14 protein-coding genes are annotated in these 12,339 nt (G+C 66.2%); 5 read left to right on the forward strand and 9 right to left on the reverse strand.

The window, feature by feature from the left end:
• Positions 1-29 precede the first annotated feature (29 nt).
• Positions 30-1,730: a phospho-sugar mutase gene (locus BJF87_RS12035; RefSeq protein WP_075863248.1), complete on the reverse strand. Its 1,701-nt coding sequence runs from the start codon at positions 1,728-1,730 to the stop codon at positions 30-32.
• Complete coding sequence (locus BJF87_RS12040) at positions 1,709-2,938, reverse strand: glucose-1-phosphate adenylyltransferase family protein (protein WP_035751613.1); 1,230 nt, start codon at positions 2,936-2,938, stop codon at positions 1,709-1,711. The genes BJF87_RS12035 and BJF87_RS12040 overlap by 22 nt, the downstream gene beginning before the upstream one ends.
• A 69-nt stretch (positions 2,939-3,007) precedes the next feature.
• Here BJF87_RS12040 and BJF87_RS12045 point away from each other — a divergent pair, with 69 nt between their 5' ends.
• A complete protein-coding gene (locus tag BJF87_RS12045) occupies positions 3,008-4,120 on the forward strand; it encodes an NAD(P)/FAD-dependent oxidoreductase (RefSeq protein ID WP_187346497.1) in 1,113 nt (370 codons plus the stop codon).
• Between the two features lie 82 nt (positions 4,121-4,202).
• Here the strand turns inward: BJF87_RS12045 and BJF87_RS12050 are convergent, their stop codons facing one another.
• On the reverse strand, positions 4,203-5,174 hold the full coding sequence (locus BJF87_RS12050; RefSeq protein WP_075863249.1) for an oxygenase MpaB family protein: 972 nt from the start codon (positions 5,172-5,174) through the stop codon (positions 4,203-4,205).
• Positions 5,175-5,524: 350 nt separating this feature from the next.
• On the opposite strand from BJF87_RS12050, the gene BJF87_RS25805 reads away from it, so the two are divergent.
• From BJF87_RS25805 to BJF87_RS12065, 3 genes are all read left to right on the forward strand, one after another.
• Positions 5,525-6,007: a hypothetical protein gene (locus BJF87_RS25805; RefSeq protein ID WP_139319492.1), complete on the forward strand. Its 483-nt coding sequence runs from the start codon at positions 5,525-5,527 to the stop codon at positions 6,005-6,007.
• 138 nt (positions 6,008-6,145) lie between these two features.
• On the forward strand, positions 6,146-6,904 hold the full coding sequence (locus BJF87_RS12060) for a hypothetical protein (protein WP_075863251.1): 759 nt from the start codon (positions 6,146-6,148) through the stop codon (positions 6,902-6,904).
• 47 nt (positions 6,905-6,951) lie between these two features.
• On the forward strand, positions 6,952-7,812 hold the full coding sequence (locus BJF87_RS12065) for a hypothetical protein (protein WP_075863252.1): 861 nt from the start codon (positions 6,952-6,954) through the stop codon (positions 7,810-7,812).
• A 51-nt stretch (positions 7,813-7,863) separates the two neighbouring features.
• Here the strand turns inward: BJF87_RS12065 and BJF87_RS12070 are convergent, their stop codons facing one another.
• From BJF87_RS12070 to BJF87_RS12090, 5 genes are all read right to left on the reverse strand, one after another.
• Positions 7,864-8,601, reverse strand: a complete 738-nt coding sequence (locus BJF87_RS12070; protein WP_075863253.1) for a VOC family protein — start codon at positions 8,599-8,601, stop codon at positions 7,864-7,866.
• Complete coding sequence (locus BJF87_RS12075) at positions 8,598-8,927, reverse strand: hypothetical protein (protein ID WP_042376275.1); 330 nt, start codon at positions 8,925-8,927, stop codon at positions 8,598-8,600. The genes BJF87_RS12070 and BJF87_RS12075 overlap by 4 nt, the downstream gene beginning before the upstream one ends.
• Before the next feature lie 54 nt (positions 8,928-8,981).
• Positions 8,982-9,203, reverse strand: a complete 222-nt coding sequence (locus BJF87_RS12080; RefSeq protein WP_006360370.1) for a DUF3263 domain-containing protein — start codon at positions 9,201-9,203, stop codon at positions 8,982-8,984.
• Positions 9,204-9,418: 215 nt separating this feature from the next.
• Complete coding sequence (locus BJF87_RS12085; protein ID WP_035751608.1) at positions 9,419-10,516, reverse strand: DUF475 domain-containing protein; 1,098 nt, start codon at positions 10,514-10,516, stop codon at positions 9,419-9,421.
• Positions 10,513-10,797, reverse strand: a complete 285-nt coding sequence (locus BJF87_RS12090) for a hypothetical protein (protein ID WP_005199987.1) — start codon at positions 10,795-10,797, stop codon at positions 10,513-10,515. Before BJF87_RS12090 ends, BJF87_RS12085 begins: the two co-directional genes overlap by 4 nt.
• A gap of 281 nt (positions 10,798-11,078) precedes the next feature.
• Here BJF87_RS12090 and BJF87_RS12095 point away from each other — a divergent pair, with 281 nt between their 5' ends.
• A complete protein-coding gene (locus tag BJF87_RS12095; RefSeq protein WP_006360373.1) occupies positions 11,079-11,423 on the forward strand; it encodes an RNA polymerase-binding protein RbpA in 345 nt (114 codons plus the stop codon).
• A gap of 68 nt (positions 11,424-11,491) precedes the next feature.
• Here BJF87_RS12095 and BJF87_RS12100 read toward each other — a convergent pair whose 3' ends face one another.
• Positions 11,492-12,337: a polyprenol monophosphomannose synthase gene (locus BJF87_RS12100; RefSeq protein ID WP_035751607.1), complete on the reverse strand. Its 846-nt coding sequence runs from the start codon at positions 12,335-12,337 to the stop codon at positions 11,492-11,494.
• Positions 12,338-12,339: the final 2 nt, after the last annotated feature.

Genomic DNA, 12,339 nt, shown 5'->3' on the forward strand with positions numbered 1-12,339 from the left:
TAGATCGTCAACCGGCGCGCGGGGCCCACTCAGCCGCGCAGAACTGCGGCGATGTCGGCGCTGAGCTCCTGGAGCCGTTCGGCGGCGCGGAGGTGCGGGACCTCGGTGTCCGCACAATCGAGGACGACCTCGAGGTAGCACTTCAGCTTCGGTTCGGTCCCCGACGGCCGCACGATGACCCGGTCGTCGGTGGCCGTGCGGAGGACGAGTGCATCGGTGGGCGGAAGGTCGCCGGAACCCGTGGCGAGGTCGAGGACCTCGACGACCTGGGAGCCGGCGAGTGCGTCGATCGTCGTGGTGCGTAACCGGTCCATCATCTGTCCGATCTCGGCGACGTCGTCGACGCGAATCGTCAGCGGGGCAGTCGCGTGGAGGCCGTGGCGTCGGGCGAGGTCATCGAGGAGGTCGACGAGTGTGCGGCCGTCGGCGGCGAGTTCTTCGACGAGACCGATGACCCGGACCATTGCAGAGATCCCGTCCTTGTCGCGCACGGCCTCCGGGTCGGTGCAGTACCCGATGGCCTCCTCGTAGCCGAATCGCAGATCCGGTGTCCGGGCGATCCATTTGAAGCCGGTGAGGGTCGCCGCGAACCGAAGTCCGTGATGGCCGGCGATCTTCCCCAGCAGCCGGCTCGACACGATCGAGCAGGCGAGCGTGTTCCCGTTGCGACCGGCGTCGCGGGCGGCCTGTTCGCCCAGCAGCCAACCGATCTCGTCGCCGGTGAGCTGGCGCCAGTCGTCGTCGGTGGGGGTGGCGACCGAGCAGCGGTCGGCGTCTGGGTCCAGGGCGATCACCACATGTGCGTCGACGTGGCGGGCGAGATCGAGAGCACGGTCGAGGGCTCCGGGTTCTTCCGGGTTCGGGAAGGGGACGGTCGGGAAATCGGGGTCGGGAGAGAACTGGTCGCCGACGACGTGGACGTCGGTGACGCCTGCAGCGCTCAACACGGCGAGTGCCGTCGAACCGCCGACGCCGTGCATCGGGGTCAGGACGACGCGCACCGGGCTGGGGCCGGTGCCGGGCCGGAGTGCGGCGGCCCGGGCGATGTACGCCTCGAGAGTCGTACCGTCGAGGGCGACGACCGAGGCGGCGTCGCGGGTGATCTCGTCAGCCGGCGGCGCGGAGTCGATGAAGGCGGCGATCTGCTCGTCGGCGGGCGGGACGATCTGGACGCCACGACCGGCAGAGTCGGTGGCGCGGCCACCGAGGTACACCTTGTAGCCATTGTCGGCAGGCGGATTGTGCGACGCGGTGATCATCACCCCGGCATCGCAGTCGAGCGCGCGGGTGGCGTACGCGGTCACCGGCGTCGGTAGCCGACGAGGGAGCGTCATCACGGTGACGCCCTGTGCGGCAAGGACTTCGGCGGCGGCGTCAAGGAAAGCATCGGAACCGTACCGGGCATCGCAACCGATGACGGCGCGCGCATCGGGCCCGACGGTCTCGATGAGGTGGCGGCCGAGGCCGTACGTGGCGCGGGTGACCACCGCGACGTTCATGCGGGTCTCCCCCGCCCCGACCTCGCCTCGCAGCCCTGCGGTACCGAAGGTCAGCGGGCCGCGGAATCGGGAGTCGAGATCGGCGGCGGCCGCGGCGTCTCCGGATTCGGCTGCCTCGATGAGGCCGGCGAGTTCGGCGCGGGTCGCCGGATCCGGGTCGTGGTCTCGCCAGGTACGCGCGGTCTCGATCACCCGCGCGACGCTATCAGTCAGCGGATCCGGCGGTGACATTCGACGCGGTCGCCGAGAGCGACCTTCGCTCCCCGGAGGATCTGAGTGTCCATCCCCACGAGCGTGATCTTCTCGGTCGGCACCGGCCGGGTTCGGGGATGGCCACCGATCGTCGCCCGCGGCCCCACCCGGACCCGTTCGTCGAGGATCGACCACGACACGGACGCCCCGGTGCCGATCACGGAGTCCGCGAAGACAACCGAGTCGACGACGGTGGCCCCCTTCTCCACCACCACGCCCGGTCCGAGGACGCTGCGTCGCACGGTTCCGCACACGTGGGCGCCGCTGCTGACGAGGCTGTCCTCGACGACCGCCCCGGTTTCTATCCGGGCCGCGGCGCGCTGCGGCTGGTTCGTCAGGACCGGTCGCTCGGCGCGGAAGACGTCGATCCTGCCGTCGATCAGATCCCGATGTGCCTGCAGGTAGGTCTCCGGCCGGCCGGCGTCGATCCAGTACCCCGACATCGCGTGCGCAACCGTCTTTCCGCGGTCGACGAACCACGGCACGAGGTGTTCGCCGAAGTCGCCGAGCCCGGTGTCGTCCTCGGCCGAACCCACCGTCGTCTCGCGCACCAGGCCTTCGAGTCCTTCGATGAGCACCTGCGGGTCGTAGATGAAGATCTCGGTGGCGATCGTGCGGGTCGTCGCACGGTCGGGCTTGTAGCGGAACTCGCGGACGGTGCCGTCGCGGCGGGAGGTGACCGTGGCGTGCTGGGACGCCTCCTCCAGCGAACAGGTCGTGGTGACGATGGTGCATTCGGCGCCGCGGCTGCGGTGGGTGTCGAGGGCGTCGCGGAAGTCGAAATCGTAGACGTGGTCGGCGCTCATGACGATCACCTCGGCCGGTCCGTGTTCGGCAATGCGGTCGCGGATCCGGTAGAGAAGGTCGGCGTTGCCGGTGGCGAAGCCGTCCTCGGTCTCCGGGGCGTCGGTCTGCTCGGGAATGACGATCCGCAGTCCGCCGCTCGTGCGGTCGAGGTCCCAGGGGCGCCCGCCGGCGACCAGTTGGGTCAGCGTCTCCGCCTCGTACTGGACGCACAGCCAGACGTCGTCGACGTGACTGTGGTGCAGGTTCGACAGCGGGAAGTCGATGAGTTGATAGTTCCCCGCGAACGGCAGGGCCGGTTTGGCCCGTCGATCGGTCAACACCTCCATCCGGGAACCACGCCCACCGGCCTGCACGATCGCGAGAACATCAGAGTGCCGCATCAGCCCAGTGTGCCCGAGACCTCGATCTGTACCGGGATGATCGGATGGGCGAGGAAAAGGGAGAACCCGGTGGAACGGACCGATTGCCTGGTGGTGGGCGGCGGCATCGTGGGTCTGGCCGTGGCTCATGCGCTGGCTTCGACCGGGCGCGAGGTGATCGTCGTCGAGGCGGCCGACTCGGTCGGTACGCAGACGACCTCGCGGAGTTCGGAGGTCATCCACGCAGGGATCTACTATCCCGAGGGCAGTCTGAAGGCGCGGTTGTGCGTGCGGGGTCGTGAACTCCTCACCCGGTACTGCGACGAGCACGGCGTCTCCTGGCGTCGCCCGGGCAAGCTGATCGTGGCCACCGACGACGCCCAGACCGACCGGCTCGACGTACTGCTCCGGCACGGACTGACGAACGGTGTCGCCGATCTGCGACGGATCGACGGTGCCGAACTGCACGAACTGGAACCAGATGTGCACGGTGTGGCCGCGCTGCTGTCGCCGTCGACCGGGATCGTCGACGTCGACGGCACGGTCCGGGCTCTGCGACGGGACCTCGAGTCCGCAGGCGGCGCAGTGGCGTTGCGCAGCAGGGTGATCGGCGGGCACGTCGACAGCGGCGGAGTCACCGTCGACACTGCGGAGGCCGGCTCGGCGTCGGCGAAGATGCTCGTGAACTGTGCCGGGCTGGGTGCGTGGGACCTTGCCCACTCCCTGGACGGGTTCGACGGTCCGATCCCGCCGCGCCACCTGGCGAAGGGCAACTACTTCGGATTGTCCGGTGCACGAGCGCCTTTCGAGCACCTGGTCTATCCCGTGCCGGTCGACGGCGGACTGGGTGTGCACTTCACCATGGACCTCGCCGGTGCGGCGCGCTTCGGCCCGGACGTGGAGTGGGTGGACGGGGACCTCGACGGCGAGCTCGACTACTCGGTCGACGAGACACGCGTGGCCGATTTCGAGGGATCGATCCGCCGATACTGGCCCGGATTGCCCTCGGGCGCACTGACTCCCGCGTACGCAGGCATCCGACCCAAGACCAGCGGCCCCGGCGAGGCGACCGCGGACTTCACCATCCACGGGCCGGCCACACACGGGCACGCCGGGCTGGTCAACCTGTTTGGCATCGAGTCGCCGGGCATCACCTCGTGCCTGGCGATCGGCGAGTACGTCGTCGGGGTCCTTGATCTGTGAGCCGGATCGCTCATCATCTCCGTACCGGCTCACGATGTCCGCGTGAGCGGGAACGGAGATCGTGAGCGACCGGTGAGCGGAGCTACTTGGCGGCGTATTGGTAAGCGGCGCTCTGCTTCTCACGCTTCTTCATGGCCTGGATCGCGTCGTGGTGGCGACGGGCGTGGTAGGCCAGCGGGAAGTAGGTCGCACGCTCGGGCAGGGTGCGGTAGGCGAACCGCAGGCGACGGTGGATCTTCTCGAGGTGGCGCTGCTCCTCGGTGGTCCAGGTCAGCCCGAGGATCTCACGCACGCGCGGATCCATGACGCCGACGGTCGTGAGGTAGTTGAAGTCCTGGAATAGGACCGATGCGGTGGCGGCAACCTTCTTCACGGCCGGGCGCAGCGCCTTGGGAACGGTCTTCGGCACCGGCGGGGCGGCACGCATCTGCTCGATGAGTTCGATCGCCACCGGGTGACGGACCAGCTTGTTCTCGACGAAGTCGTCGAAGTACTCCTCGAACTCCTCGAGGGTCTCCGGGTAACCCTTCATCGGGACCTGGACGATCTTCGCGATGCGTCGGTTGTCGCGGAGCAGTTCCTTGCGCTCCTCGAGGGTGAACTCACGACCGAGGACGAGCGGCGCAGCCGTGGTCATCGTCGGGAGCGCGGTTGCGATGACCCACGCGTAGGCCTCCGGGTTGAGCGCACTGATGTGCTTGCCCTCGGCGTTGCGCATCTGCAGCGGCTGGTGCAGCTTCCGCAGTCGGTGCCCCTCGGCGATGGCTTCCTGACCGCCGTAGGTCCAGCGCAGCACCGAGTCGGCGGACCGGATCGCCCGCCCGACCGGGTCCGTGCGGAACACCGAGAACTTGTCGACAACGTCACCGATCACCGGGTGCATCACCTGCATCACGAACGCCGCGCCGTTGATCGGCAGGAACGTGTAGAGCCCGGTGAGCTGCGCGGTCAGCGAATCCGGCGGGATCAGCTCGATCTCGTCGTCACGGTGGTTGATCAGCCGATCGGTGTCCTCGAGTGCGGCGGTCGTCGGTTCGTCGTGTACCGCGGTCATGGTGCCCCCAACGTCGTTTTCGACAGCGTGTCTTTCGACAACATTCGTAGTCAGATTAACCCAGCCGCGTCTGGAATCCCACCCGGACAGGAGTGTTGTCCGGAACACTCGTGTTCCGGTACGAGCCGACCGACTCGCCGCCCTCGCAGTCGACGAGTCGGAGACCGAGGAGGATCAACCCTCAGAACTTGATTCTTCCCTCTCATCGGGTGCGAGCAGGTCGCGACGTCGAGGCGCCTCGTGCAGTCCGGGTATTAAAATTGCATCACCAGGCAAGATCCGACGTCAGCCCGCGCGGTTCCCCGTAGACTTCGCAATCGTCTTCTCTCGCCACACGGAGGGACCGGAGCATGCCGAGACCACTCACCCCAGGCATTATCGCGGTCGGCATCGCAGCAATCCTCGTCGTAGTTCCGACGGCCTGCTCATCAGGCGATTCCGAGGACGCCGGGATACCGGCCACCACTCCAGCAGTCGAACCGATCGAAACGGCGGATGCGATCCCGACCGAGACGGAACAGGCTGCCACCCCCACGACTCCCACCGATCCCCGAACCCTGACAGGCACTTGGACGGCTTCCGATGGTCAGACCATTTCCTTCGGTAGCGATGGGCGCTGCGATAACGCGTACTACGTCAACGGGGAACCTTTCGACATAGGCGGGCCGATGTACTGCGCTCTGTCGACCGCCCCCGACTCCGCCGGCCGGTACCGATTGATCGTCCGACAGGCCTCCAACAAGGCGACTTACTCCGTCGAATTCATCGATGCCGACTCGGCTAGCGTCTACGACCGGGAGGGAGCGTTGATCTACCGAATCACGCGATTCTGACAACGACGACGTCGGATTACCGATCGTGCGGCATTTTACCGTCCGCGATCAACAAGGAATGTCGGGGGGAGGCAGTGGTGGTCGGCCGTCACCGCAGCCTCGAACAGCGAGTACTGCAACCCCGAGGGAGCACAGAAAATGGGCTACGACTTGTTCGTCGTCGAAGAACCTGGTCTGCCTGATACATGGTCATACCCTGCATTGGACGACGACTTGACGCTGCGGTGGGAAGAGATCGATGGGCAAGTCGCAGGGCCTCACCTCGCCACCGCCGTCTCGGAGATGATCCGTGACCCGCGCAAGAACAAGTACGTAAAGGAATGCGAACTCAAGGACACCCAGATCTACTGCTACACAACCGAGTCTCGGTTCGTTTTCGTGTGTCGGAAGTACGACAAGGGTGGCGGATGGTCCGGTGGCGGTTTGGACGCTGCGGGGATCATCGTCGGCGTCACCACCGCCGCTGTGGCCAATGCAGTGAGCAGACGGAGAGCAGCAAGTCGCTCGCGGGGCACAGCACTAGTCGGACAGCTACGCCATCCGTGGGCCTGGTGCGTCCAGTTCAAGCGAAAGACCGGTAGGGCCTCTGACGAAGCGATCCGGATCTACTACACCGATCCGGACGGTCCGGGCCGCTACGCCGAGTTCATCTTCGACAAGGGCGAAGACGCGTCCGCCATCGCCTTCTCTCTGGCCCAGAACATCGCCCGATACCGGCTGAGTGACCGCGAACCCAAAGACGAACCCGGTCGTACAGGATTGACCGATTTTCTCGCCTCCGGGCCCGCCGAGATCGCGGACCCGGGCCAGTTCACCGACTGCGACATCCCTTGCGACAGTTTTGTTGCTGGGGCCGGAGAGGAGTTCGCCCCCTGTATGTGCCGTCTTCAGGACTGAACGTTCCGGTAGACGTCCCCCCGTCTGATTGCACGGAGCCGCCAGAGGTGGCCGATCCACCGAAGACAGAGCACGGAACCGTCGGCACACACGCACCGAACGATCCCGAGGACTGGTCTTGGCCCGCAGTCGACACGAACCTGGCGATCCGGTTCGACCATCTTGACGGCGAAGTCATCGGCCCACTTCTCGCCACCGATGTGACCGACTACAAGATCTACAACCACGGTGGTAAGCCGTCCGAAGAGCGCACCGGCTGGATGTCCGACGACAACATCGCCGTCTTCGTCACCGAAGCTCGTCTGGCCTACGCGTGCCCGGACCTTCAGACAGAAGGCGGACCGCCACGCACCGCTACGGCTGGCCACATTCGGTTTCCATGGGTCTGCATGCTCGAGTTCACCACGAAGCAAAACTGGCTCACCTACGAGATACTGCGCGTGTTCTACGAAGACCACGAGGGCCTCAAAGTATTCGAGATGATCTTCGACAAACGGGAGAAAGCTGCTTCCCTGGCGACGATTTTGGTCCAACGGATAGCTGCGTATCAATTGGCCTCGACGACCCCGAAGGAGCCCTCGACAGTGCGGCAACTTCAGTCTCTGCGTGAACTCCAGCAGCTGCCCGTTCCGAAAAAGTTTGAGTTCACAACGGTCGACATTCCTGGCTACTCGTCCTTCGGCACAGGCCAGGATCACGCTCCCGCCGATGCACCGTCCCGGCTACTTGCGCACTCCGGAAGTACACCAGAGGTCCGTACGGAGTGCACTCCCCCGTTAAGAGCTTTGAAGTTCAACCCTCCACCAACCTGGCCATCTCCCCCCACGGGCTGGACTCCGGGCCCCGACTGGCAGCCGGATCCCGCGTGGCCTACACCTCCTCCAGGTTGGAAACTGTGGGTTGAATGATGTCGGTCGCAGTTTGAACGACCACCCTCGCCAGGTATGAACGAAGCGTCATCAGGCGTCCGGTCCGATGACGACAGTGCGGGTACCGAGAACTCGTTCGCGGATCGTAAAGATACGCGTACTCCGCTTACGGCCCTTGCGGATCTCACTGAGAGCCATGCCTGAAGACGACAGGCGCGCGTGGGTCGCCTCGACGTCGGTGGACCGCCAGGCGACACCCCACAGCGAGGTCGCAGCGGGGGTCGGCGGCTCGGTCGAGGTCACGGCGGTGACAACCTCGACGATGAGGTCGCCGGCGCGGAAGAACAGCTGCCGGGCGTTGTCGCCGATCGGCTGGTCGAGCCGGAAGTCCAGGCCGAACACGCCGCCGAACAGCGCGACCGCCCGATCGCGGTTGTCGCAGGTGAAAACGAGGTGGTCCATCCCCGTCACGTCCCCGGCATGTGTCGACTCCCCCACGGCCTCACGGGCGGCGACACCGAGCGGGGCCGTCTCGCCGAACACCCCGAGCGTCGACTCGACCACGGGGAAGCCGCGTCGGACCAGCAGCCGGTGCATCGCCGGGAGGTCGTCGGCCGTGAAATACACCCGGTGATCGGCTTCGGCATCAGCATCCCCGGCGGGTGCCTGACGCAACCGGAGCTCGGTGTTCCCGAGAACCACTGCCGGCGAATCGGCATCGGGCGTACCGGAGAGACCGAGAAGGCTCGCGTGAGTACGGGCGGCGAGTGCGGGGTCGGCGCAGGCGAGTTCGACGATCGCGGTCGGGAACGGGTTCGGCGGGATCACCGCTTCTTCTTACCCTTCCGCCTACGGGGTGCCGGCGGGGTGGGTCGGTACGTCAGCCGCGCCGAGCTGGTGATGTGCCAGGCACCGCACATGCACTCGTAGTAGCGGAGTGACAGGGTGCCCAGCGCTCGCCGCTTGATGCGGTCGATGCCGTCGAGCGCATCGGCCGGCGACGAGAAGGGAAGCTTGTCCGGTGTCGGACACTCGGCTGTCTCGATCCGACGCTCCGCTCGCGCCGCGGGGCGCCGGTGCATCAGCTCGTGGAAAGCCGTCCGCGCCTCGATCTCGCGGTAAAACGATTCGAGATCGTCGTCGGAGAAGGGCACGGATCGATTATCCCCTCACCGCGGATCGTCGGCAGAACCGCGCCCGGCGCGTGACTAGCGGGCCATCCACAGACGACGGCGGATGACCTCACGCATACGGCGTAGCTCGGCGGCGCTCAGGGCCTCCGGCGGATCGGCGTCGACGATCCGGTTGAGCTCGGTGAAAAAATCTCGATCAGACAGCCCGAATTCCTCGATGATCTGCTTCGACGACCCACCGCCCAGCGGGTACCAGTACTTCTCGAACTGGATCATCTGCTGCTGCCTGTCGTTCATTCCACCTCCAACTGCGTGCTGTTTGCGAAGTAGTGCCGGGGCACCTCGCCCCGGTCGCGCAATCCCGGGATCGTGCGTGACGCACGTCACCGACGGAGTCCTTTGTACACCTGTCGACCGACAGTCGGGAGCAAGTGACCCAGGGTGATTCGAATGTGTCTCAGAACGTTCACCGGAAGGTCATGAATTCCCGTCGAACGCTTCCGATCGGGGCATCAGGCGTTCACCGAAGACGGGGTTTTCGGGCGTCGTGAGTCGCGTCGATTCGCCCGGATGCTGCTCGCGAGCGAGGCACCGATGAACGCCACTCCGACGAGGCCGGTGACGATCTCGTCGATATGGAATTCCACGCCCAGAAGGAGGATGACGGCGAGCGCGCCGATCGCCCAGTGCGCTCCGTGCTCGAGATACCGGTACTCCCCCAGCGTGCCTGTACGCACGAGGTAGATCGTGATGGACCGGACGAACATCGCGCCGATGAAACCGAGGCCGAGCGCGATGATGATCGGGTCAGAGGTGATCGCGAACGCGCCGATCACGCCGTCGAAGGAGAAGGACGCGTCGAGCACCTCGAGGTAGAGGAAGAGGAAGAACGCGGCCTTGCCGGTCGCCCTGGTCGCTCGGGTCGGACCCGGCTCGTCGTGTTCCGGACCGTCGGACATGAACAGCGAACTGAGTCCGTCGACGGTGATGTAGGTGACCATGCCGAGGATCCCGGCGATCAGGACGGTGGCCCTGATGTCGTCGGACGCGAGGTACTCCGCGCAGAGCACGAGGCCGGTCGACGCGAGCACGACCGGTAGCTGGTCGAGCTTGCCGATCTTGGCCAGTGGGCGCTCGAGCCACGTCAGCCAGGTGCGCTCCCGCTCGGTCAGCACGAAGTTCAGGAACAGCAGCAACAGGAACATGCCACCGAACGCGGCGATCTGCGGATGCGCCTCGGTGAGGATCGTCTCGTAGCTGGGTTGGCCGTCGGCGAAGTGGGTCTGCCCCTCCGGCGGTGGGTTGGTGGCCAACCGCAGCGCCTCGGCCGGATTCAGGCCGCCGGTGATCCAGACGATCAACAGCGGGAACAGCAGACGCATCCCGAAGACCGCGATGAGCACGCCCACGGTCAGGAACATGCGCTGCCAGAACTCCGACATCCGCTCGAGGATGGTCGCGTTGATGACGGCGTTGTCGAACGACAGCGACACCTCGAGCACGCCGAGGATGGCGCACAGCGCGAGCCCGGTCCAGCCGAGGTAGAGATAGGCGACGATCAGCGCCGCCACCGAGACGACGGCGGACAGGCCGAAGATGCGCGTGATCACCGCAGCTTCTCGGCTTCCTTCGCGAGTTCGAGCAGGGTGTCGGTCAGCTCTGCCAGGACATCGTGGTCGGCGCGTTCGGCGACCGCGGTGCCGAGGTCCTCCGCGGCGCAGCGGAGGGCGAACATCCGGTCCCCGAAGTCCGCGGCCTCGGCCGCGGACAGGATCACGGCGTCGGCGGGAATGGACGTGCCCTCGAGGAGCGTTCTCTGCTCATAGGCGCGCTGCCTGCACGAACGCTTGCAGTACTTGCGGCGCCGGCCGAGTTCGGAGTCGACCATCATCGAGCCGCACCAGGCACAGTTGTACGGGCGGCGCCGGTGATGGGAGACCTGTTCCACATCGGAGACGGTACCCCGATCGGACGCCCGGAGACCGGCACGGCACGTCCGGCAGCCGCCACCGGCAACACGGGTCGTCGGCGGTGGCGAGCCACCGGGAGGAATGCGCGTAGAATGTTCCTGTTGACGACTCAGTTGGCTGCGTTCGATGGTGAACGCCGCGTGAACACAGCTGATAGATCCGGCAAACTGAGAATCTGACGAAGCTTTGAGAGGAACCCTTCATGGCAGATCGAGTACTTCGGGGTAGCCGCCTCGGCGCGGTGAGCTACGAGACCGATCGCGACCACGACCTCGCGCCACGTCGCATCGTCCAGTACCGCACCGACAACGGTGAGATCTTCGACGTGCCTTTCGCCGACGACGCCGAGGTGCCGTCGAAGTGGCCGTGCAAGAACGGTATGGAAGGCACGATCCTCGAGGGCGCAGAGCCCGAGGAGAAGAAGACGAAGCCGCCGCGCACCCACTGGGACATGCTGCTCGAGCGTCGCAGCGAGGAAGAGCTCGAGGTGCTTCTCAACGAGCGCCTCGACCTCCTGAAACAACGTCGCAAGGGCATCTCGCACTGAGCCCGACCGCTTGACATACAGACCGCGGCAGGAACACCTGCCGGGCCGGTCTGTATGTGTATGCCGAGCTAGGAGTTCTTGACGAGGCCCAGGCGCTCGAGGCGGCTCTGGATGCCCCAGCGCGCGACCATCGTGAAGGCCTCCGACATGACGCCACCACTCATCTTGGACACGCCCAGCTCACGTTCGGTGAACGTGATCGGCACCTCGCGGACATCGAACCCGGCCCGCACGGTCCGCCAGGCCAGGTCGATCTGGAAGCAGTAACCGGCCGACTCGACCGTGTCGAGCTGGATCTTCTCCAGCACGCTGCGCCGGTAGGCGCGGAAGCCGGCGGTGATGTCGTGCACCTTGGCGCCGAGAGCGACGCGGGCGTAGGTGTTGGCGCCGCGCGAGAGGAACTCACGGTGCTTGGGCCAGTTCACCAGCTTGCCGCCGGGAACGTACCGGGATCCGATCACGAGGTCGGCGCCGTCGTTGATGGCGTCGAACAGGCGGTGCAGCTGTTCGGGGGCGTGACTGCCGTCGGCGTCCATCTCGACGATGACCGGGTAGTCGCGGCTCAGGCCCCACGCGAAACCGGCAAGGTAGGCCTTGCCGAGGCCGTCCTTCTCCTCGCGGTGCAGCACGTGGATGCGACCCGACTCCTCGCCCTTCTCGGCGTGTGCCTCGGCGTCCTGGCGGGCCAGCTTCTCGGCGACCTCGCCGGTGCCGTCCGGACTGGAGTCGTCGACCACCAGCAGGTGCACGCCGGGCAGGGCGGCCTGGAGGCGTTCGACGATCACCGGCAGGTTGTCGCGCTCGTTGAACGTCGGCACGACGACCAGTGCGCCCGCTCCGTCGGCGCCGACCACCGGCTGCGGCGCGTCGCCTGACTGCCGCTGTCCTGCCGAGGCGTCAATCCCCGATGCCATCG

The sequence above is a fragment of the Gordonia sp. CNJ-863 genome (genome assembly GCF_001942325.1).
GTDB lineage: Bacteria > Actinomycetota > Actinomycetes > Mycobacteriales > Mycobacteriaceae > Gordonia > Gordonia alkanivorans.

Coding starts and splice junctions, on each gene's coding strand:
- BJF87_RS12100 (WP_035751607.1), bottom strand. CDS start 12,337: ATGGCATCGGGGATTGACGCCTCGGCAGGACAGCGGCAGTCAGGCGAC.
- BJF87_RS12050 (WP_075863249.1), bottom strand. CDS start 5,174: ATGACCGCGGTACACGACGAACCGACGACCGCCGCACTCGAGGACACC.
- BJF87_RS12060 (WP_075863251.1), top strand. CDS start 6,146: ATGGGCTACGACTTGTTCGTCGTCGAAGAACCTGGTCTGCCTGATACA.
- BJF87_RS12040 (WP_035751613.1), bottom strand. CDS start 2,938: ATGCGGCACTCTGATGTTCTCGCGATCGTGCAGGCCGGTGGGCGTGGT.
- BJF87_RS12035 (WP_075863248.1), bottom strand. CDS start 1,730: ATGTCACCGCCGGATCCGCTGACTGATAGCGTCGCGCGGGTGATCGAG.
- BJF87_RS25805 (WP_139319492.1), top strand. CDS start 5,525: ATGCCGAGACCACTCACCCCAGGCATTATCGCGGTCGGCATCGCAGCA.
- BJF87_RS12090 (WP_005199987.1), bottom strand. CDS start 10,797: ATGATGGTCGACTCCGAACTCGGCCGGCGCCGCAAGTACTGCAAGCGT.
- BJF87_RS12095 (WP_006360373.1), top strand. CDS start 11,079: ATGGCAGATCGAGTACTTCGGGGTAGCCGCCTCGGCGCGGTGAGCTAC.
- BJF87_RS12080 (WP_006360370.1), bottom strand. CDS start 9,203: ATGAACGACAGGCAGCAGCAGATGATCCAGTTCGAGAAGTACTGGTAC.